At 72.9% G+C, this 21,489-nt stretch carries 18 protein-coding genes and 1 pseudogene; 4 read left to right on the top strand and 15 right to left on the bottom strand.

Translation table 11 applies throughout. The annotated features are described in order from the left end of the window. Positions 1-43 precede the first annotated feature (43 nt). The 4 genes from BJY28_RS07355 to BJY28_RS07340 all read left to right on the top strand — a co-directional run bounded on the left by BJY28_RS07355 (position 44) and on the right by BJY28_RS07340 (position 5,579). Positions 44-2,167, top strand: coding sequence for a DUF2339 domain-containing protein (locus BJY28_RS07355; protein WP_179462435.1), 2,124 nt, complete (start codon positions 44-46; stop codon positions 2,165-2,167). Between the two features lie 44 nt (positions 2,168-2,211). Continuing rightward, complete coding sequence (locus tag BJY28_RS07350) at positions 2,212-2,508, top strand: WXG100 family type VII secretion target (protein ID WP_179462434.1); 297 nt, start codon at positions 2,212-2,214, stop codon at positions 2,506-2,508. Positions 2,509-2,713: 205 nt separating this feature from the next. After that, positions 2,714-4,108: a condensation domain-containing protein gene (locus tag BJY28_RS07345; RefSeq protein ID WP_179462433.1), complete on the top strand. Its 1,395-nt coding sequence runs from the start codon at positions 2,714-2,716 to the stop codon at positions 4,106-4,108. 91 nt (positions 4,109-4,199) lie between these two features. After that, a complete protein-coding gene (locus BJY28_RS07340) occupies positions 4,200-5,579 on the top strand; it encodes a condensation domain-containing protein (RefSeq protein ID WP_246313665.1) in 1,380 nt (459 codons plus the stop codon). 35 nt (positions 5,580-5,614) lie between these two features. Here the strand turns inward: BJY28_RS07340 and BJY28_RS07335 are convergent, their stop codons facing one another. From BJY28_RS07335 to BJY28_RS07270, 15 genes and pseudogenes are all read right to left on the bottom strand, one after another. Then, on the bottom strand, positions 5,615-8,161 hold the full coding sequence (locus BJY28_RS07335) for an ABC transporter permease (RefSeq protein ID WP_179462431.1): 2,547 nt from the start codon (positions 8,159-8,161) through the stop codon (positions 5,615-5,617). A 1-nt stretch (position 8,162) separates the two neighbouring features. Further along, positions 8,163-8,918 carry an ABC transporter ATP-binding protein gene (locus tag BJY28_RS07330; RefSeq protein ID WP_179462430.1) on the bottom strand — a complete coding sequence of 252 codons (756 nt, stop codon included), beginning with the start codon at positions 8,916-8,918 and terminating at the stop codon, positions 8,163-8,165. 292 nt (positions 8,919-9,210) lie between these two features. Further along, positions 9,211-10,524 carry an AMP-binding protein gene (locus BJY28_RS07325; RefSeq protein ID WP_425485720.1) on the bottom strand — a complete coding sequence of 438 codons (1,314 nt, stop codon included), beginning with the start codon at positions 10,522-10,524 and terminating at the stop codon, positions 9,211-9,213. A 121-nt stretch (positions 10,525-10,645) separates the two neighbouring features. Further along, positions 10,646-10,699: pseudogene (locus tag BJY28_RS16825) on the bottom strand (hypothetical protein); the annotation flags it as partial. Between the two features lie 172 nt (positions 10,700-10,871). Beyond that, positions 10,872-12,332 carry an Ig-like domain-containing protein gene (locus BJY28_RS07320; protein WP_179462429.1) on the bottom strand — a complete coding sequence of 487 codons (1,461 nt, stop codon included), beginning with the start codon at positions 12,330-12,332 and terminating at the stop codon, positions 10,872-10,874. 149 nt (positions 12,333-12,481) lie between these two features. Further along, positions 12,482-14,026, bottom strand: a complete 1,545-nt coding sequence (locus BJY28_RS07315) for an Ig-like domain-containing protein (protein ID WP_179462428.1) — start codon at positions 14,024-14,026, stop codon at positions 12,482-12,484. A 222-nt stretch (positions 14,027-14,248) separates the two neighbouring features. After that, positions 14,249-15,874, bottom strand: coding sequence for a chaperonin GroEL (gene groL / locus BJY28_RS07310; RefSeq protein ID WP_179462427.1), 1,626 nt, complete (start codon positions 15,872-15,874; stop codon positions 14,249-14,251). A 193-nt stretch (positions 15,875-16,067) separates the two neighbouring features. After that, a complete protein-coding gene (locus BJY28_RS07305) occupies positions 16,068-16,676 on the bottom strand; it encodes a cupin domain-containing protein (RefSeq protein WP_179462426.1) in 609 nt (202 codons plus the stop codon). Between the two features lie 227 nt (positions 16,677-16,903). After that, positions 16,904-17,146, bottom strand: a complete 243-nt coding sequence (locus BJY28_RS07300) for a hypothetical protein (RefSeq protein WP_179462425.1) — start codon at positions 17,144-17,146, stop codon at positions 16,904-16,906. Positions 17,147-17,149: 3 nt separating this feature from the next. Continuing rightward, a complete protein-coding gene (locus BJY28_RS07295; RefSeq protein ID WP_179462424.1) occupies positions 17,150-17,500 on the bottom strand; it encodes a hypothetical protein in 351 nt (116 codons plus the stop codon). A gap of 300 nt (positions 17,501-17,800) precedes the next feature. After that, on the bottom strand, positions 17,801-18,373 hold the full coding sequence (locus tag BJY28_RS07290; protein ID WP_179462423.1) for a hypothetical protein: 573 nt from the start codon (positions 18,371-18,373) through the stop codon (positions 17,801-17,803). A 138-nt stretch (positions 18,374-18,511) separates the two neighbouring features. Beyond that, a complete protein-coding gene (locus tag BJY28_RS07285; protein ID WP_179462422.1) occupies positions 18,512-18,985 on the bottom strand; it encodes a hypothetical protein in 474 nt (157 codons plus the stop codon). A gap of 205 nt (positions 18,986-19,190) precedes the next feature. After that, a complete protein-coding gene (locus BJY28_RS07280) occupies positions 19,191-19,634 on the bottom strand; it encodes a GNAT family N-acetyltransferase (RefSeq protein ID WP_179462421.1) in 444 nt (147 codons plus the stop codon). Positions 19,635-19,642: 8 nt separating this feature from the next. Further along, positions 19,643-19,930 (bottom strand): DUF3263 domain-containing protein, encoded by a 288-nt coding sequence (locus BJY28_RS07275; protein WP_179462420.1) that lies wholly within the window; start codon positions 19,928-19,930, stop codon positions 19,643-19,645. A gap of 177 nt (positions 19,931-20,107) precedes the next feature. Beyond that, a complete protein-coding gene (locus BJY28_RS07270) occupies positions 20,108-21,469 on the bottom strand; it encodes a pyridoxal phosphate-dependent decarboxylase family protein (RefSeq protein WP_343037007.1) in 1,362 nt (453 codons plus the stop codon). Positions 21,470-21,489 lie beyond the last annotated feature (20 nt).

Here is a 21,489-nt window from a genome sequence, read left to right as displayed (position 1 = left end):
CAGACTCATGCCCCCGGCGTGCTACAGGGAGCACGCTGGGGGCATGAGCACCACTCTCGACTCCGTGCGGCACCTCGAGGACGAGTTCGCCGCGGCGATGACCCAGATGTACGCCGTCGGCAACGACCTCGCCCGGCTGCGCCGCACGCTCGCGGACGAGCAGCCGGCCGCCGCCGGACCGGCCACCGCCGCCTCGTCGCCCCCCACGAGCGCAGCCGCCGCGTCCGCACCCACGACCGCCTCCCCCGTCGCCGGAGCACCGCGACGCCCGGAGTGGCCGGCCGCCCCCCGCCCGGACCAGGCCGCCGCCCCGACGGCCGGAGCAGCCAGGCCCGCCGCCCCGGCCCCGGCCATGGCCGGTCCTGCCCCTGTCGCCCCCGGCGCCGCACCCGCACCGGGCGCGGCCCGACCGGGCGGCACCCGGATCACGCCGCCCCCGCTCGCCGCCGGCCCCCACGGCCCGGTCCCGCCCATGCCTCCCCCCGGCCTCGGCGCCCCGCAGGTGCCCTGGTGGCGCCGGGCGAGCATCGCCACGGTGCTCGCCGCGGTCGGCGGCGCGATCACCCTCATCGGCGTCGCCTTCCTCGTGGCCATCGCCATCCAGATGGGTCTCTTCGGCCCGGCCGCCCGCGTGATCGCCGGCGGGCTGCTCGCGGCCGGACTGGTCGGCGCGGGCCTGCTGGTCGCCCAGCGTCAGCGCAGCACCACCGGGTCGGTGGGTCTGGTCGGCACCGGCCTGGCCGCCGCCTACCTCGACATCCTCGCCGTGACCCGGATCTACGAGTGGGTCCCGGCCGCGGCCGGCCTGGTCCTGGCCGCCCTCGTCACCGGCGGCGGGCTGCTGCTCGCCCGGCGCTGGGAGCGCGAGCTGCTCGGTCTGCTGACCGTGCTCGGGGCGGCCGCGCTCGCCCCCGCCGTCGGCTGGCCGGACGGGGTCCTCGTCGGCGGCTTCCTCGTGCTGCTCACCGCCGCCACCTGGCCGGTCCAGATCGGTCACCGCTGGCACCTGCTCGAGCTCGCCCGGGTGCTGCCGACCAGCCTGGTCGTGCTCACCCTGGCGCCGGTCTCCGGCGACGGCGAGCACCGCCCGCTGGTGCTGGCGCTGCTGCTCATGGCGATCGTGCTCAGCACCACGCTGCTCGGCCTGCGGCACGGACGGCTCTCCCCGCAGCTCGGGGCCCTTGCCCTCGTCGCGACCCTGCCCGCGCTGCTGGCGGCCACCCTGGACGACCGGTGGATCGGCACCGTCGCGCTGCTGCTCGTCGTCGCCGCCCACGGGCTGGTGGCATGGCTCGCCCCCTCGGTCGAGGCGCTGCACCTGCGCCTGGCCGAGGTGAGCATCGCCACCGCCGGGCTCGCCTCGGTGCTGGCCGCGGTGCGCGCCGGCGACAGCGGCCAGGCCACCGCGACCCTGCTCGCCACGGTCGCCCTCGCCTGGGTGCTGATCACCCTCGTGCTGCGCCAGCCGGCGGTCCTGGCCACCGCCGCAGGGACGGCCGCGATCGCGCTCATCGCCGCGCTCCCGGTGATGCCGCAGCTGCTGATCCGCTCGCTCGCCGAGGACACCACCCTGGCCGACCTGCTGACCGTCCTCGTCATCACGGCCGCCCTGGCCGTGGCCGCGCTCGGCGGCTGGCGCCACGGGCTGGAGCGAGCACTGCTCATGACGCTCGGCGGCTCGGCCCTCTTCGCCACCGGCGCGGTCGCGATCCTGGCGGCCACGCTCCTGGGCCAGCGTCTCGGCAGCGCTGAGGCCGGTTTCGTGGCCGGGCAGGCCACGGCCACCGTGCTCTGGCTGGCCGCGGCGGCCGCGATGCTCGTCATCGGCACCCGACGCAGCATCGAGCCGCTCGTGCCCGCGTCGCTGCTGCTGGCCGCCGGCTGCGCCGGCAAGCTGATCCTCTTCGACCTCGCCTTCCTCGACGGCATCGCCCGGGTGGCCAGCTTCATCGTCGGCGGGCTGCTGCTGCTCGTCATGGGCGTCGGCTTCGCCTCGCTCCTGGACCGCGACCGCGGCCCGAAGCAGGGGCCCGGTGGCCCGACCGGCGCGGCCCCGGGGCACCCCGGCGGACCGACCGGCGCGGCCCCCGGCGGACCGACCGGTGCCGCCCCCGGCGGACCTGTGGAGAACTTCGCGGCGGTTCCGCCGATCCGGCCTACCTTCTGAGTCACCGGGCCACCACGGCCCGCGCGACGCAGACAGGAGCAGACATGGGCAGCACCTTCGCGGTGAGCACCGACCGGCTCGCCAGCAGCTCGACCGACACCGCACGCATCTCCGAGGAGGTGGAGAGCACGGTCGCGGCCATGATGTCGCGGCTGATCTCTCTGCAGGACGAGTGGACCGGCTCGGCCTCCGGGTCCTTCCAGGACCTGGTCACCGAGTGGCGGGCCACCCAGCGCCAGGTCAAGGACAGCCTGGACACCATCGCTCGCGTCCTCGGCGAGGCCGGCGAGGCCTACCGGGAGACCGAGGACGGCGTCCGCGCCTCCATGGGCGGCCGCTAGGACCCGGGGGAGGGAGCCGACGGGGGACCGGTGCTGACCGGTCCCCCGTCGTGCTGCGCATAGCAGGTCGAGACCGGGTCCGTCGCGCCGAACCGACCATGACGATCCTCACCCGGTGCACTGCCCCGGAGCGCATGAAGGGCGGCCGCGTCGTTGCTACGTTCCAAGCGCTGACGGGGGCGGACTGCAGCGGAGGAGGACCGCGATGCGTTTCGGACCCATGATCTCGGGCGACCTGCCGGTCGGCCCGGTCACCACCTGGTGGCCCTGCCCCCGCCGCGAGGACGCGGCCGGCGGCCCGCCGCTGGATCCCCGCGAGCCGACGCCGGACCAGCGCCGCCGCCACGCCGAGCGCACCGCGCGGCTGCCGGAGGACGAGTCGGCTCCCTTCATCGCCATCGGGATCCGGCTGCGGGACGCCGACGAGGCGTCGGTCGCCGAGACCCTGCGCCGCTTCGTCGACCGGCACGAGGCGCTGCGCAGCGGCCTCGTCGAGCACGACGGTCGCCTGCACCGCCGCACGGCCGGACCGGGCACGCTGGACTTCCGGCCCGAGACCACGCCGGCCGCCGACGAGGACGAGGTGGTCGCCCGCGCCCTCGACTGGTTCCGGCGGTGGGCCGACACGACGAGCTGGCCGTGCTTCGGCGCGGTGACGGTGCGCACCGGAGACATCACCACGCTGGCGCTGGCGGTGGACCACATCGCCTTCGACGGGCTGTCCGCCTACCTCGCCCTCAGCGAGCTCCCGGACCTGCACGACGGGGTGCTGGCGGGTGCACCTCCGCCCGCCGCCGCGCCCAGCCACGTCGACGCCGCCCACCGGATCGCCGGCGAGCAGGCCGACCTCCACCCGGCCGACCCCAGCCTCGACCTGTGGCGCGCGGCGCTCACCCGGCCGGGCGGTCCGGCACCGGGCGCCCCGACCGCCGACAGCTGGCCGGCCGCCACCATGCGCACCGGGTCGCGGCTGGTCGCCGACGCCGACATGCTGGCGGAGATCGGGTCCCGGGCCGCGGAGGCCGGTGCCCGGCTCCCCTTCGTCCTGCTCGTCGCGCTCGAGGCCGCCCTGGCACCCGAGCTGCCCGGCCCCTACCCCTATCTCGTCTCCACGCACAACCGTCGCGGGGCCGAGCGGACCGACTCGATCGGCTGGTACGCCGGGGTCGCCCCCTACCCGCGGACCGACGCGAGCCTCCCGCTGCTGGACCGGGCCGGGGAGCTGGCGGCCGGCTGGGGCGAGGTGGCCCGCGCCGGGGCGCTGGACGTGCCGCTGGTGGCCAGCACGGTCGGGCGCTGGCCCCGCCCGCACGTGGTCGTCTCGCTCGTCGACCTCACCGCCGTGCCCGGCCACGAGCGCTGGGCGCAGGACGGGGCATCGACCTGGGCCGGGCCGGTCCCGCCCAGCGACGAGGTGCACCTGTGGCTCAAGCTCTCCGCGACCGGGCTGCACCTGGAGACCCGGCACCTGGCCGGCCCCGAGCGGTGCCGCTGGCTGGAGGAGGTGGTGGACCGGTGCCGGCACGAGCTGGAGCAGCTGACCGGGTGGGCGGCCGCCGGTCAGCGGCCGGACCACCGCCCCGAGCCGGTCCACGCCTGAGCCGGTCCACGCCTGAGCCTTACCCGAGCCAAAACCTGCCCACGTCTGAGCCTGTCCACGCCCGAGCGACGAAGAGGTCCCACCCGTGCAGATGAAGCGCCTCACCGACCATCCCACCCAGGGCGGTCAGCTGCTCGTGCTCCGCCCTGGCCACCGCGGCGAGCCGACGCCCGACGAGCGGCCCCCCTCCTTCATGCAGCAGCAGCACCTGGACCTGCGACGGGCCATGGAGTCCCGCGAGCTGCACGACGCCAGCTGGCTGTGCATCTCCTTCTCCATCACCGGCCCGCTGGACCGGGAGGCGCTGGTCGCGGCCGTCCGGGACTGGGCGCTGCGGCACGAGGTCATGCGCGGGTGGTTCGTCGACGCCCCCGACCGGGAGACCGGGTACGCCCGGCACGCCGTCGCCGGCGACGACCTCGACCTCGCGCTGGTCCCCCACGGCGAGGCGGTCGAGCCCACGGACACGCACACCGCGGTGGACCGGCTGCTCACCGCGACGTGCACCCCCTTCGACGACCTCGGCTGGGCGCTGCTGGCCGTGGAGCAGCCCGAGCGGACCGTCGTCTACGTCGGCATGGACCACGTCTACTCGGACGGCTTCTCCGCGCTGGTGGCCTTCTACGAGCTGACCGCCGGCTACGAGGCTCGCCGCAGCACCGGCGAGGCGGTGGAGATGCCGCCGACCACCAGCTTCGTCGACCACGCAGCGACGGAGCGGGTCACCTTCGCCGAGGTCTCCCGACGTCACCCGGCCGTGCGCAGCTGGCTGGGGTACGGGCTCAAGGGCAAGGGATCCTTGGGCTCCTTCCCGATGCCGCTGGGGCTGGCCCCCGGCGAGAAGGCCTGGCTGGTGCCGGGCCACCACGTGCTGCTGGTCGGCGAGGAGGCCGCCCGCCTGGAGCAGCTGGCCAAGGACGAAGGGGTCGGCCTCGCCGCCCTCGTCTACGCCGCCTTCGCCCTCACCGCCCGGGACCTGGCCGGCGCCCGGGCCTACCGCTTCCTCAACCCGGTGATCACCCGGGACACCCCGGAGCTCATGCTCGCCTCCGGCTGGCTGGTCAACCTCATCCCGATCCACGTCAAGGTCCGCCGCGACGACGACCTGCTCGGCACCGCGCTGCGGGTGCGCCAGGTCTTCGCCGACGCCAAGGTCGCCGCCCAGGTGCCCGTCGTGCGGGTCGTCCAGCTCCTGGGCAGCACCCTCGGGCTGGACCTGCAGGGCGACCGTCGCCCGCCGATCGTCTCCTACCTCGACGGCCGGAAGATCCCCGGCAACGAGACGTGGGTGGAGCGGGACTTCTACGGCCTCACCGGATCCGGCTACGACGACGACGTCAACGTCTGGGTCAACCGCACCGACGAGGACCTGCACGTCACCTGCTCGGTGCCGGACACCCCCGAGGCGGTGGCCAACGTGGCCCGCTTCTTCAGCCACGCCGGCGGGCTGCTGCGGGCGCTCGTCACCTGAGGGTCGGTGACGGGCGCCCGCAGCACGGAGAGCGGCTACTCGCTCGAGATCGCCTCCAGCACATCCATCCTCGCCGCCCGACGGGCCGGCAGCAGCGCCGCCAGCACCCCGACGAGGCCGGCGGCGACGACGAAGGCCACGAGCTGGCCCCACGGGATCGCCAGCTCGGTGATCCCGTCCTCGACCAGGGCCCGCTGGATCGCCACGCCCGCGACCACGCCGATGACGATCCCGAGCACGGCCCCGAGCAGCGCGATCGTCACCGACTCCAGCCGGATCATCCGCCGCAGCTGGCGGCGGGAGAGCCCGACCGCACGCAGCAGGCCGATCTCCCGGGTGCGCTCGATGACCGACAGGCCCAGGGTGTTGACGATGCCGAGGATGGCGATGATGATCGCCAGCCCGAGCAGCGCGTAGATGATGTAGAGCAGCTGGTCGATGAAGCCGCGCTGCTCGTCGGCGTAGGACTGCTGGTCCTTGAGCGTCACCAGCGGCTGCTCCTCGATGAGCGCGCCCAGCCGGTCGGCGACGGCCGCCTGGTCGACGCCCTCCGCCAGCACGACGTAGGCGGAGTTGTCCGCCTCGGGAGCACCGAGGGCGGTCGCCCCGTCGAGGCTGAGGTAGAAGGGCCACCCGGTGGCCTGGTCGGCGTCGTAGAAGCCGGCCACCTCGAGCTGCCGCGCCGGGCCGCCGAGGCTCACCGCCACCGTGTCACCGACCTCGCGACCGGCACGCTGGTCCTCGCTGAGCAGCACCCCGCCGTCGGTCAGGTCGGTGAAGCTCCCCTCGGTCATCTCGATGCCCTGGATCTCGCCGTACGTCGAGGGGTCCACGGCCGCGCCGTAGCTCTCGGCGTCGTCGATCTCGGCGCCGAGGTAGCGCTCGGGCGAGACCTCGGCGACCCCCTCGACCTCGGCGGCGCGCTCGGTGATCGCCGGTGAGAACGGCTGGCCGACGGCGTTGGAGAGCACGTAGTCGGCGCGGAAGGACTCGGCGATCTGCTTGTCCACGCTCGCCTTGGTGCTCTGGCTGACCACCCCCATGAGAGCCACCAGGGTCATCCCGATCATCAGGGCGGAGGCGGTGGCCGCGGTCCGGCCGGGGCTGCGCGTCGTGTTCTGCTCGGCCATCGTGCCGACCGTGCCGAAGAGACGGCGGTAGATCGCTCCCAGGCCGCTGATCACCGGCCGACCGACGATCGCAGCGAGGAAGGAGGCACCGAGGACGATGCCGACGACGCCCGCCCCGATCCACCAGACCTGCCGGGTGTCGACGACGAAGAGGCCGACGAGGAAGGCGGCGATGCCGGCGAGCAGCACCCCCACCTCCAGCACCAGGCGGACCCGGGGACCGCGGCTGGAGACCTCCACCTCGTCCCGCATCGCCGCCACCGGCGGCACCCGACCGGCCCGCCGCGCGGGGATCCACGCGGCCAGCATGGTCACGATGATCCCGACGAGGTAGGCGGCGACCACGGTGCGCGGCGCGATGACCAGGGAGCTGCCGGACATGTCCAGGCCGATCTGGGCGAAGAGCGCCTTGATCCCCTGTGCCAGCAGGATCCCGACGAGCAGACCCACGGTGGCCCCGACGAGGCCGACGACGAGGGACTCGATGAGCACGGAGCGGGTCACCTGTCGGCGGCTGGCGCCGATCGCGCGCAGCAGCGCCAGCTCCCGGCCGCGCTGGGCGACGAGGATGCTGAAGGTGTTGATGATGAGGAAGGAGCCGACGAAGAGGGCGATGCCGGCGAAGACGAGCAGGAAGGTGGTGATGAAGGAGAGCGACTCCTCGGTCGCCTCCTGCGTCTCCCCGGCGACGTCCTCGCCGGCGCGGGCCTCGAAGCCTTCGGGCACGAGGCCAGCGGCCGCGTCGGCCAGCTCCTGCTGGCTGGTCCCCTCGGCGGTGGTCACCCACACCGAGGTGTAGACGTCCTCGCCGTCGAGGAAGAGCTCCTGCGCGGTGGGCGTGTCGAAGACCGAGATCGAGGCGCCGGCGAGACCGCCGTCGCCGAACTCGACCGTGCCGACGAGCTCGGCGGTGAACTCCGGGGTGCTGCCGGAGCTGACGAAGGGGACCTCGTCGCCGAGCTGGTAGCCGGCGCGCTCGGCGGTCTGGTCGTCGATGACCACCTCGCCGTCCCCTTCGGGCTGCCGGCCGGAGGTGAGGCTCAGGACCTGGTTGCCGAGCTGGTTCGGCGCGTCGGTCCAGTTGAAGGCCAGCGCCGGGGCACCCTGGCCGCCGACGACGTTGCCGTCCTCCCCGACGACGAAGACGCCGACGGCGTCGACGTTGCCGTCGGCCTGCTCGGCACCGGGCAGGGCGGCCAGCTCGTCGACCAGGGCCGGGTCGATGGTCGAGGTGGCGGCGACGTCCATGTCCTCGACCGAGCCCGAGGAGCCCGCCTCCTGGACGACGACGTCGCCGACGGAGCCCTCCATGATGCCGTCGAAGGTCTTGCCGAGGGTGTCGGTGAAGATCAGCGAGCCGGCGACGAAGGCGGTCCCGAGGATGATCGCGGTCGCCGACATGAGCAGGCGCATCTTGCGCGCCATGAGGCTGGTGAAGGTGGCCCGCAGCATGTCACGCCGTCCCGGTGGGCTGGGGCTGGGCGGTCAGCCCGACGAGCCGCTCGAGCACCGTCTCCCGGTCCGGCTGGTGCAGCTCGTCGCGGATCTGTCCGTCGGCGAGGAAGAGCACCCGGTCGGTGTGGCTGGCGGCCACCGGGTCGTGGGTGACCATGACGATGGTCTGGTCGAAGTCGTCGACGCTGCGCCGCAGGAAGCCCAGCACCTCGGCGCCCGAGGTGGAGTCGAGGTTGCCGGTGGGCTCGTCGGCGAAGATGATGTCCGGCTGGCTGACCAGGGCACGGGCGCAGGCGACCCGCTGCTGCTGGCCGCCGGAGAGCTCGCTGGGGCGGTGCTTCAGCCGCTCCCGCAGCCCGACCGTGTCGATGACCAGGTCGAACCACTCCGGGTCGGCGCTGCGGCCGGCGATGGCCAGGGGCAGCAGGATGTTCTCCTGGGCGGACAGGGTCGGGATGAGGTTGAAGGCCTGGAAGACGAACCCGACCCGGTCGCGGCGCAGCTTCGTCAGCTCCTTCTCCTTGAGCCGGGTGATGTCGATGTCACCGATGTGCACGGACCCGGAGGTGACCGAGTCCAGCCCGGCGAGGCAGTGCATCAGGGTGGACTTCCCGGAGCCCGAGGGCCCCATGATCGCGGTGAAGCGGCCCGACTCGATCTCGAGGTCGACACCGTCGAGGGCGGCGACGCCCGCGTCCCCGCGGCCGTACACCTTCCTCAGGTCGTGGGTGCTGGCAGCTGGCTGCTGGGTCATGGCAAGGGTTCTCCTGTCGTGGTGCGGCACCAGCAACGTAGGCCGGGCGGGGTGTCCGCGTCGGTGGGGCTGTCCCCCCGGATCACCGGTGGCACTCCCCTGGTCGAGGGTCGGGACAGCCCCGGTCCGGACCGTCCGACGCCGAGGGCGTCGACCCAGACGCTAGGGCCTGACACCGCGTCAGGGTCACGACATCTGTCATGTCCTGGACGTGACAGAGCGTCATCCCGGTCGAGCGTGGCGTGCCGGGACGCCGACCGGCGGGTCGATGTCGCTCGGCCGACGGGCTCGGTCAGGAGGACCCGGGGTAGGCGGTGCGCAGCTCGCGGTTGACCATCTTGCCGGTCGGGGTGCGCGGCAGCTGCTCGAGGAAGACGAACTCCCGGGGCACCTTGTAGCCGGCCAGGTGGGTGCGGGCGTGCGCCACCAGCTCCTCGCGCAGGGACTCCCCCGGCTCGCTCCCCTCGGCCACCTGGACGAAGGCGACGACCCGCTCCCCCATCTCGTCGTCCGGCATCCCGACGACACCGATGTCGAGCACCTGCGGGTGCAGGGTGAAGGCGTCCTCGATCTCCTGCGGATAGATGTTGACGCCGCCGGAGATGATCATGAAGGCGGCCCGGTCGGTGAGGTAGAGGTAGCCCTCCTCGTCGAGGTAGCCGAGGTCTCCGACGGTGGTCCAGCTGGGGTGCTCGGGGTGCTGGGTGCTGGCCGTCTTCTCCGGGTCCTTGTGGTAGGCGAAGGAGGGCCCGTCGAGCTCCTCCCGCTCGAAGTAGAGCGTGCCGACCTCGCCCGGCGGCAGCACCGCCCCGGTCTCGTCGCAGACGTGCGGGACCCCGATGAGCGGCAGCCCGACCGAGCCCGGGTGGGCCAGCCACTGCTCGCTGTCGATCATCGTCGCGCCGTTGGACTCGGTGGAGGCGTAGTACTCGTGGATGATCGGGCCGAGCCAGTCGATCATCGCCCGCTTGACGTCCACCGGGCACGGGGCGGCCGCGTGCACGACGCAGCGCAGCGAGGACACGTCGTAGCCCCCGCGCACCTGGGCGTCGAGCTTGAGCAGCCGCACGAACATCGTCGGGACCATCTGGGTGTGCGTGACCCGGTAGCGCTCGACCGCCCCGAGCAGCCCCTCGGCGTCGAAGCGCTCCATCATCACCAGCGTGCCGCCGGTCGCGTGCACGACGCCGCCGAAGCGCAGCGGGGCCGCGTGGTAGACCGGCGCCGGGGAGAGGTAGACGGTGTCCTCGTCGAAGCCGTACAGGCCGCCGAAGATCGTCACGTAGCGGTAGCCCGGCTCGTCCACCTGGATCTCCGGCAGCGGCAGCTTGATCCCCTTCGGGCGGCCGGTGGTGCCGCTGGAGTAGAGCAGGTCGTCGCCGTGCGGCTGCTCGGGCAGGGGCGCGGTACCGGCGGCCTCGATGGCGGCCTCGTAGTCGTCGTAGCCGGTGATCTGGCCGCCGTAGACGAGGCGGTGCTCGACCGCGACGTCGAGACCGTCGACGACCTGGGCCTTCCCGGCGGAGACGACCAGCGCGCGGGCGTCGCAGTCCTCGATGATGTACGAGGCCTCGGCGGCGGTGAGGTTGTGGTTGACCGCGGTGATGTAGAGCCCGGAGCGCAGCGCCGCCCAGTAGACCTCGTACGTCTCGGGGGTGTTGTCCCGACAGCAGCGCCACCACGTCCCCGGTCTGCAGCCCGAGGCCGCGCAGGTGGTTGGCCAGCCGCAGGCTGCGCTCGTCGAGCTCGGCGTAGGTCAGGGCGCGACCGCTGCCGGCCATGATCAGGGCGGGCTTGTCCGGGGCGACGGCGGCCCAGGTTCCGGGATACATGTCGGGAGTCTGGCACGCGCGGCGTGCCAGGCGGGGCGGCCTCACGCAACGTCTGGTGGCGACGACGACGGGCGGCCCTCCCCGTGCTGGGGAGGGCCGCCCGTGGATGGGTCCGACCGGGTCAGTGCCGTCGAGCGGCCTGCGGTCGCAGGGCCAGCGCACCGGCCGCCGCCAGCAGCATCCCGGCCGCCGCGAAGGGCAGCAAGCTGCGCGAGCCCGAACCCGCACCATCGGTCTGCACCACGCTCGGGGTCGGCGCCTCAGCACCCGGACCACCCGGGGCCGGCGCCGCGCCGTCCTCCGGAACCGGAGACCCACTCGTCGAGGACGGCACCGGCGCACCCTCCGTCGTCGGCTCGTCGGTCGTCGGCTCGTCCGTCGTCGGCTCGTCCGTCGTCGGCTCGTCCGAGGTGGGCTCGTCCGTGGTCGGCTCGTCCGTCGTCGGCTCGTCCGAGGTCGGCTCGTCCGTGGTCGGCTCGTCCGAGGTCGGCTCGTCCGTCGTCGGCTCGTCCGTCGTCGGCTCGTCCGAGGTCGGCTCGTCCGAGGTCGGCTCGTCCGAGGTCGGCTCGTCCGTCGTCGGCTCGTCCGTGGTCGGGGTGGTCGAGCCGTTGCCGCCGCCGCCGTAGCTGCGCCGGGTCACGCGGGCGGTCTCGGTCCAGGTCTGGCCGCCGCTGACGAAGGTGACCGAGTCGGTCCACGGGCCGGCGTTCTGGTCGTCGACCGAGACCCAGACGTTGATGCGTGCCTGCTGGCCCTCGTCGAGGGTGATCGATCCGGTGACGCTCGTGGCGGAGCAGTCGGTGACGTCGACCGCGGTGCCGGTGGCGTTGCTCGGGTCGCCCCACTGGTTGCGCTCGGAGAAGGCGTAGGCGCGGGCGCCACGGTCGCAGAGGATCTGCTGGCCACCGTTGGTCAGGGTGTCGGTGAACTCGAAGATCTGGTCGTCACGGGTGGCCAACGGCGTCTCCATGGTGATGACGATGGTGCCGTCCGGGCGCGGGGTGCCCCACTTGTTCGGGTCGGTGTGCTGCGCGTCGCAGTTGGGGCACGGGCCGACCTCGACCGGGGTGGTCACGGTCTCGCCGTCCACGGTCCAGATGAGGTCCTCGGTGGTGCCGGGCTCGAGGTCGGCGTTGATCTGCAGCTGCCACCAGGCCTCCACGGAGACGTCGACGTGGGTCTCGACGTAGTCGGTGAGCGTGATCGTCACCTCCTGACCCTCGATGCTCGTCGTGGCGATGACGTTGCCGTCCTCGTCGGTCAGCTGACCGTCGGGGAAGTTGGAGATGCCCAGCTGCTCGGGCATGGAGACGGTGATCGAGTCGCCGGCGCAGTGCCCGTCCTCGAGGTCGAGCATGAGCGAGGCGCGCACGCTCTCCCACGCGGAGAGGGTGTCCGAGCCGTCGGTGGCCTCGACGCTGAAGTCGGTGAGCTCGTCGGCAGTGATCGGGCGGGCGGTGCAGTCGGCGGCGCTGGCGCTGGTCAAGCCGACGATGCCGGACATCGTCAGCAGCAGGGCAGAGACGACCAGGGCGACGACGACACGGCCGGCTCCTCGTCGTGGCGCGGTTCGTTCAGTCATGCAGGCATACCTTTCCTTCGCACTGTCGGGCGAGGACCCCCCTCCCCCCAGATGGGCGGCGGCCCGGTGCGTGCCCCGGTGCCGCGCGCCCTCACCACCCTGGACGCGACGGCCGGCCCCGGACGCTGCCTCCGTGGCTGCGAGATGCATCACGGGCGGCCCTCCCCGTGGTGGGGAAGGCCGCCCGTGGATGGGTCCGACAGGATCAGTGCCGTCGAGCGGCCAACGGTCGCAGGGCCAGCGCACCGGCCGCCGCCAGCAGCATCCCGGCCGCCACGAAGGGCAGCAGGCTGCGCGAGCCCGAACCCGCACCATCGGTCCCGCACCACGCTCGGCGTGGGCGCCTCACCACCCGGGACCTGCGGCGAACCCGCACCCTGGGGAGCACCCGCCTCCGGCACCGGGGTGCCGCTGGTCAAGGACGGCACCGGCACCGGCGCACCCTCCGTCGTCGGCTCGTCGGTCGTGGGCTCGTCCGTCGTCGGCTCGTCGGTCGTCGGCTCGTCCGTCGTGGGCTCGTCCGTCGTCGGCTCGTCCGAGGTGGGCTCGTCCGTGGTCGGCTCGTCCGTCGTCGGCTCGTCCGAGGTCGGCTCGTCCGTGGTCGGCTCGTCCGAGGTCGGCTCGTCCGTCGTCGGCTCGTCCGTCGTCGGCTCGTCCGTCGTCGGCTCGTCCGTGGTCGGCTCGTCCGTGGTGGGGTCGTCCGTCGTGGTCGTGGAACCGTCGCCGGAGCCGCCCTGGCTGCGCCGCACCACCTCGGCGGTCGTCGTCCAGGTCTGGTCGCCGGAGACGAACGTGGCCCGGTCTCGCCAGGGGCCGGCGGTGACGTCGTCGACGTCGACGTAGAAGTACACCCGGCCCTGCTCGCCCTCGTCCAGGGTGATCTGCCCGGAGATCTCGGTGTCGGTGCAGGAGGTCATCCGGACCGCGCGGTTCGACCCGTTCTCCAGGTCTCCCCCCTGGTTGCGGCCGGTGAAGGCCTGGCCCCACGGAGCGCGGGAGCACCGGATCTGCTGGCCCCCGTTGGTAAGGGTGTCGGTGAACTCGATGATCTGGTTGTCGCGGGTGGCCAGCGGGGTCTCCAGGTGGATGAGGATGCTGCCGTCGGCGCGGAGCAGGCCCCACTTCGCCGGTCGCGGCCGCGGGTTCCCGCAGCCCGGGCACTCGTCCACCTGGATCGGGGTGCGCACGGTCTCGCCGTCGACGGTCCACACGAGGTCCTGGGTCGTGCCCGGCTCGATCGTGGCGTTGATCTGCATCTCCCACCACGCGGTGGCGGTGACGTCCACCCGGGACTCGACATAGTCGGTGAGGGTGATCGTCACCTCCTGGCCCTCGATGCTCGTCGTGGCCACGACCTCGCCGTCGGCGTCGGTGATCTGACCGTCGGGGAAGCTGGAGATGTTCAGCTCGGCGGGCAGCGTGACCGTGATCGAGTCGCCGGCGCAGTGGCCGCCCTCGAGAGTCAGGTCGAGCGAGGCCCGTACCTTCTCCCACGCCGAGATCTCGTCCGTGCCGTTGGTGGCCGAGACGTCGAAGCCAGTGACCTCGTCGGCCGTGATCGCGCGCGGCGTGCAGTCGGCCGCCCGGGCACCGCTGAGACCGACGATCCCCGAGAGCATGAGCAGCATCGCGGCGACGACGAGGACGACGACGGTGCGGGTGATACCGCGTCGTGGGACGGCAGGTGCGGACATGGTGATGGGTACTCCCGTTCGTCTGGGCCAGGGCGGGGCCGCGCCGCATCCGCGGTCGCGGCCCGATCGTGATGACGAACAACCCCCCGGTTGCTGCCACTCACCATGACAGACGCGTCGGGAGCCTCACGCCGCTGCGTCGGCGCCTGTGAGGACGACGACAGGCGGCCCTCCCCCTGTGGGGAAGGGCCGCCTGTCGGTCGAGACGCTGGGCGTCTGGGCTCAGAAGCCCATGCCACCCATCTCGTCGCCACCGGGCATGGCCGGGGCGGCCTTCTCCGGCTTGTCGGCGACGACCGCCTCGGTGGTGAGGAAGAGCGCGGCGATCGAGGCCGCGTTCTGCAGCGCGCTGCGGGTGACCTTGGCCGGGTCGATGATGCCCTGCTCGATCATGTCGACGTACTCGCCGGTGGCGGCGTTGAGCCCCTCGCCGGCGGGCAGGTGCGCGACCTTCTCGGAGACGACGCCGCCCTCGAGGCCGGCGTTGACCGCGATCTGCTTGAGCGGGGCCTCGGCCGCGACGCGCACGATGTTGGCGCCGGTGGCCTCGTCGCCGGTGAGCGAGAGCTTGTCGAAGGCGACCTTCGTGGCCTGCAGCAGGGCGACGCCACCACCGGCGACGATGCCCTCCTCGACGGCGGCCTTGGCGTTGCGCACCGCGTCCTCGATGCGGTGCTTGCGCTCCTTGAGCTCGACCTCGGTGGCCGCGCCGGCCTTGATGACGGCGACGCCGCCGGCCAGCTTGGCCAGGCGCTCCTGGAGCTTCTCCCGGTCGTAGTCGGAGTCGCTGTTCTCGATCTCCGCCTTGATCTGGGCGACCCGACCGGCGATCTGGTCGGCGTCGCCGGCGCCCTCGACGATGGTCGTCTCGTCCTTGGTGACGACGACCTTGCGGGCCTTGCCGAGCAGCTCGATGTCGGCGTTCTCCAGCTTGAGGCCGACCTCCTCGGAGATGACCTGACCACCGGTGAGGATGGCGATGTCGGCGAGCATGGCCTTGCGGCGGTCACCGAAACCCGGCGCCTTGACGGCGACCGACTTGAAGGTGCCACGGATCTTGTTGACCACGAGGGTGCTCAGGGCCTCGCCCTCGACGTCCTCGGAGATGATCAGCAGCGGCTTGCCGGACTGCATGACCTTCTCCAGCAGCGGGAGCAGGTCCTTGATGTTGCCGATCTTGGAGTTGGCGATGAGGACGTAGGGGTCCTCCAGCACGGTCTCCATGCGCTCGGTGTCGGTGACGAAGTAGCCGGAGATGTACCCCTTGTCGAAGCGCATGCCCTCGGTGAGCTCAAGCTCGAGGCCGAAGGTGTTGGACTCCTCGACGGTGATGACGCCTTCCTTGCCGACCTTGTCCATGGCCTCGGCGATCTTGGCGCCGATCTCCTTGTCGGCGGCGGAGATGGAGGCCGTGGCAGCGATCTGCTCCTTGGTCTCGATCTCCTTGGCCATCCCGAGCAGCTCGTCGGAGACGGCGGCGGTGGCCTTCTCGATGCCCCGCTTCAGGGCCATCGGGTTGGCACCGGCGGCCACGTTGCGCAGGCCCTCGCGAACCAGCGCCTGGGCGAGCACGGTGGCCGTCGTCGTGCCGTCACCGGCGACGTCGTCGGTCTTCTTGGCAACTTCCTTGACGAGCTCGGCGCCGATCTTCTCGTAGGCGTCGTCGAGCTCGATCTCCTTGGCGATGGACACACCGTCGTTGGTGATCGTGGGGGCGCCCCACTTCTTCTCCAGGACGACGTTGCGGCCCTTGGGGCCGAGGGTGACCTTGACGGCGTCGGCGAGGGTGTTCATGCCCCGCTCGAGACCGCGCCGGGCCTCCTCGTCGAAAGCGATGAGCTTGGCCATCCGGGTGGTTCCTCCACACGAATCGAAGGGTGCGACCGGGGGTGCCCGCGACGGACGGGCCGCTCCCGCGCGGCTCACGTCACCGTGCGGCGGCGTCCCTCACCTGACCGGTCAGGACTGTCACTCTCAGCATGAGAGTGCTAATGCCCATTATTGGCACTCTCGACCGGAGAGTGCAAACGGGGTCCGCGGCTCAGCCGCGCTCCACCCGCACGATCATCGCGTTGCGCTTCCCCGGGGCGTCCGGGCGGATCGCGGCGTCGTCCACCCGACCCCACGCCCGGGCCGGCCAGACCCGGCGGATCCGACCCTGGTCGTCGCGGGTGGAGGTGCGAGACCCCTGGGCGACGAGGGTGAGATCGAAGGCGATCCGGGCCCGGCCCGCCTCCATCGTCCCGTCCACCACGGCGGTCCGCATCGTCGGGCTCACCCGGTAGTCGCCGTCGTCGTAGCGCAGGTACGAGGTGCCCCGGCTGATGCAGCGGCTGGAGGTCCAGCTCATCGTGACCCGGGCACCTGCCGTGCAGTAGTAGGAGAGGATGCGGGCGTTGCTCCCCGGCCAGGACGCGCTGGAGCGGTCGGTCTGCAGCATCAGCCGGTGCTGGTTGCCCATGACGTCGTCGAGCCGGCCGTCGAGCACCGCGAAGACCTCGACGTGGTCGGCGATCACCTGACCCCGGGGCCCGGTGCTGGTCGCAGGGCTCGCCGACGCGGTCGGCGCGAGGAGCGCCACCCAGGCGAGCGTGGCGACGAGCCCGGTCGCACGCCGCGCAGCGCGGCTGCTGCCCATCATCCTGACCATGACGCCTCCTCCAGGACGGTCAGCAGCCTCGTGCGTCACCGTCACCGCTCATCATGGCCCGATCTCGCCGCCGCGGGAAGGTGCTGGACAGGGAAGTGCCGTCGCCCCGCCCGGGCACGCCACGGCCCGGGCGGGGCGACGGCCAGAGAGGCCGGGACCTCGCCCTGGGCCCCTGCGCCCAGGACGGCGCCCGGCCTCCCGCCGCAGCAGGGTCGGCGACCCTGGTCTCAGCGCAGGTGGCGGTGCAGCCGGACGGTGGTCTCGCCGTTGTCGCTGCTGGGCCGCACCCGGGCGTCGTCGACGGTTCCGTAGACGCGACCGTGCGCGAACTTCAGCCGGCTGTACCCCGGCCGGATCCCGTCGATGGTCTGCGGCTCCTCGGTCGCCCGCAGGGTCAGGTTGGCGTCGAAGCTCTTCCATCCCGAGGTGAGGCGTCCGGCGACCTTGCCCGAGCGCACGGTCGAGCTCACCCACTAGTCGTCGGTGTCGGCGTCGAGGTAGCGCGTGCCCCGGTCGATGCACCGGGTCGAGGTCCAGAAGCGGGTGATCTTGGCGCCGGTGCCGCTGGGGCAGTAGTACGACTCGATCGACAGCGCCCGGGAGGCGTACCCCGTGGGGTCGGTGTCGTAGAACAGCCGGTGCTGGTTGCCAAGCTGCCCGTCGAGGCTGCCGTCGAGCACCACGAGGACCTGGACGTTGCCCTCGGTGCGCGCGTCGGCGCGGTCGGTGCCGTCGGGTGCAGCCTGCGCCGTCGGGGTGGCGACGAGCAGCCCGGCCGAGGCCAGCGCCGCTCCTGCGGTGGTGATGCGCGTACGGATCGTCATCGATCGTGTCCTCCCGTCAGCGGGGCGCCCATCTGCACCCCGTCCCCCACACTCACGCGAGCCGGCGGCGCCGGGGTTCACCCCGGCGAGGTCACGGTTCGGTCACGGGCCGAGCGCGGGGGCACGCAACTGCCCGGGCAAATTCGCCCAGGGGCGCGCAACTGCCCGGGCACATCCCGCCAGGTGCGCAACTGCCCGGGCAAATCCCGCCGGGGCGCGCAACTGCCCGGGCAATTTCGGCCGAGTATGCGACACGAAGGGGGTGGCCTCGGCGAGCCCACCTCCCTTCTCGCCCTCCGGTCACCTCCCCCAGCGGTGGATGCTGGCCTCGCGGGCGTCGGCGCGGACCCGCGCGTCGTCGATCGTGCCGCGGACGAGGGCGTCGACCTGCTGCAGCGGGGGACGCTGGGTGACGGTGGGCTCGCCCGTGGCCACGAGGGTCAGGTCGGCCGCGAAGCTCTTCCCGCCCGAGGTGAGCGTGCCGTCGATGACCGCGGACCGCATGGTCGAGCTGACCCGGTGGTCATCCTCGTCGAAGTCGAGGTAGCTCGTCCCGCGGGAGACGCACCGGCTGGAGGTCCACCGCTGGGTGATCTTCGCGTCGGTTCCGCTGGGGCAGTAGTAGGACTGGATCTTGGTGAGACCGGCCGGCCAGGCGACGCCCTCCGCGTCGGTGCGGTAGGTCAGCCGGTGCTGGTTGCCGAGCTGGCCGTCCAGGCTGCCGTCGAGGACCGCGAGGACCGACACCTCGCCGGTCGCGTTCTGGGCGGTGTCATCGTTGGCGCTCGCGGGCTGGGCGAGGGTCGCGGCCAGCATCGTCGCGCCGGCCAGCGCGGCGGCTCCACGGCCGATGGTCCGGGTGGTGGTGGTCATCGTCGTCTCCTTCGTGCGGGGAGCGGCGCGTCCGCTCCGTCACCCCCCACGACGTCGATGCCGGCGCACCGGTTGGCAGGTCGGGCATCACGCTTCGGTCACGGCACGCACCTCGTCCCGCCCGACGGCGAGGGCGCCTCAGCTGCGCGGGTGCAGGCCCTCGATCGCGGCCCGCATCTCGCCGTCGACGTCGCTGCTCACCGGGTCGTCGAGGTCGGCGACCCAGACCAGCACCGCCTCCCGGACGGGGTTGTCGGCCAGCGCCTGCGCGGCGGCCCGCCAGGCCGCGAGGTTGGGGTGGTCCAGGCTGGTGCACGCCTCGGCCGGCGAGAGCGAGGTGATCGCGGCCTCCAGCTGGTCGGTGCGGACCGGCAGCGTGGCGGTGCTGCCGTCGTGCCCGAGCACGGTGGCCAGCACGACCGCCGGGAGCGCGTGCCGACCCCCTGGGCGGTTGACGTGCGCCAGCTCCCACTCCGGGTCGCTCGTCGCCGGGCTGAGGGCGAGCGACCAGGCGACCGGATCCCGGTAGCCGTCGATCTGGGACCGCAGGTGCGCCGCGATCGCGGCGAGCCCCTCGGGCGTGCTCCAGTCCGGCGTGACGTGCTCGCTCATGACCCCACTGTGCCGCAGCGCGGCGCCCGCCGGGCGGGAGACGAAGCAGGCGGGTCCGGTGCCCCCTGCGCACCGGACCCGCCGTCCCCTTCGCTTCCCCTCATGAGCACAGACGCGGTGGGACCGCCAGGCGTTGCGCCCCGAGGCGCGCTGTGACCTTTTCGTGACCTTTCGGTCGGACCAGCCGCCGAAGCGTCGGCGCAGATCAGGCCAGGCGTCGCTCTCGGAGACTGTCGCTGCGGGCGTACCCGAGGGCCGCCAGGAAGGGCTCGGAGCCGGCCTGGGCGTGCAGCCGCAGCGCCGTGCCGCCCTGGCCACGCACCCATCCCTCGACGTGCCGGACCAGGGCGGTGCCGACCCCCTGCCGACGGTGGTCGGGCACGACGAAGAGCTCGCTGATCCAGAACGGGCCGATCCCCGGGGTCATGCCGGGTCGCGGCGCCTGCGGCAGCGGCGAGCCGAGGACCAGTCCGGCGTGGGCGCCGTCGTGCTCGGCGTACCAGGTCGGGGGTGCGCCCGCCTGCAGCCAGGCGGTCGCCGCCCGGTCGAGGTATCCCGGGACCGGGGCGCCCGCGGCCTCGCGGGCCTGCTGCAGCAGCAGCGCGGCGACGATGAAGGCATCGTCGGCCTCAGCCCGGACGATGCGCACGGCTCGGCTCAGCCGTCGAAGCCGAGGCGGCGGGCCGAGCGGGTGCGCTGGCGCTGGTCGCGCAGCCGGCGCAGCCGCTTGACGAGCATCGGGTCCTCGGCGAGGGCGGCGGGGTTGTTGATGAGACCGTTGAGCACCTGGTAGTAGCGCGTCGAGCTCATGTCGAAGAGCTCCTTGATCGCCTGCTCCTTGGAGCCGGCGTACTTCCACCACTGCCGCTCGAAGGCGAGGATCTCGCGGTCGCGGTCGCTGAGCGGCTCGGTCGTGGACCGGGCGGGCTGGTTGGCGAGGTTCACGGCGGACCCTTCGTGCGGCGGCTCGAGCGACGCGTGGGCTGCGTCGTGACCGCAGCCTACCCATGGAATGACAGCAGTGTCATTCCTTCTCGGCGTGGCGGCTGGACAGGAGACACTCCTCCCCCTTCGACCTCATCAGCCACATCCGTCACACGTGGGTCAGGGGTCGGGCCGCCCTCAGGCCATCGTGTCGAGGATCATCGTGATGTCCTCCGGCGTCGTCTCCGGGTTGACGACGGCGAAGCGGGCCAGCGTCTCGCCGTCGTGGGTGGTGGGCACGACGAAGGCGAGCTCCTCGGCCAGCAACCGGTCCGACCAGGCGTGGTAGTCGGCGGCCGTCCAGCCGAGGCGCCGGAAGACCACCACCGTCAGGTCCCGCTCGTGCACCAGCTCCAGCTCCGGGCGCCGGGCGATCTCCGCCTCGGCGACCGCGGCGACCTCCAGCGTCCGCTCGACGGCGGCGGCGTAGCGGTCGGTGCCGTTGACCGCGAGGCTGAACCACAGCGGCAGCCCGCGGGCCCGGCGGGTCAGGCCCACCGAGTAGTCGGCCGGGTTCCAGTCGGCGGCCTCGGTGAGCACGTCGAGGTAGCCGGCCCGCTGGGTGTGCGCGGCCCGGGCCACCGTGGGGTCGCGATAGAGCAGCGCGCAGCAGTCGAAGGGCGCGAAGAGCCACTTGTGCGGGTCGACGATGAAGGAGTCGCAGCGCTCGATGCCGACGTAGCGCTCCCGGATCGAGGGGGCGGCCAGCCCGGCCCCGCCGTAGGCGGCGTCGACGTGCAGCCAGATGCCGTGCTCGGCGCAGACCTCGGCGATGGAGTCCAGGTCGTCGACGATGCCGAAGTTCGTCGTGCCGGCGGTGGCGACCACGGCGACGAAGCTCTCCGGGCCGTGCTCGGCGAGCACCGCGCGCAGGTTCTCCCCGGTCAGCCGCCAGCTCTCGTCGAGCGGGACCGGCACCAGCTCGGCGTCCATCACCTCGCACGCGGAGGCGATCGAGGAGTGCGCCCCGGCGCTCGCGGCGACCCGGTAGGGCCGGCTGCCGTCGCCGCGACGGGCCGCCTCGCGCCGGGCCGACCAACGGGCGGCCACCAGGGCGGAGAGGTTGCCGATGGTCCCGCCGGGGGTGAAGACGCCGCCGGCCTGCTCGGGCAGCCCGGCCAGGTCGGCGATCCAGCGCAGCGTCTCGTTCTCGGCGTGCACCGCGCCGGAGCCCTCGAGCCAGGAGCCGCCGTAGATCGAGCTGGCCGCGACGACGAGGTCGAACATCGTCGCCTCGTTGGTCGGGGCGCAGGGGATGAAGGCGAGGTATCGCGGGTGGTCGATGCTCAGGCAGGCCGGGGCGAGCACCTCGGTGAAGACGTCCATCGCCCGGTCGCCGCCGATCCCGTCGGGGGTGATCGTCCGCCCGGCCCGCTGCTGCAGCTCCTCCGGGGTCATCGGCCGGTCCAGCGGCACCGGGTCCAGCCGCAGCCGCTCGTCGGCGTAGCGCAGGACCGAGCGGCCGAGGTCGTGCAGGGTGGGGTCACGATGGCTGTGCACGAGGGCACTCTAGGGCGCCG

Origin of the sequence: Janibacter alkaliphilus, from assembly GCF_013408565.1 — a bacterium.
Taxonomy (GTDB): Bacteria; Actinomycetota; Actinomycetes; order Actinomycetales; family Dermatophilaceae; genus Janibacter; species Janibacter alkaliphilus.
Note: the sequence above shows the minus strand (reverse complement) of the source record. Positions and strands in the feature narration are given on the sequence as shown.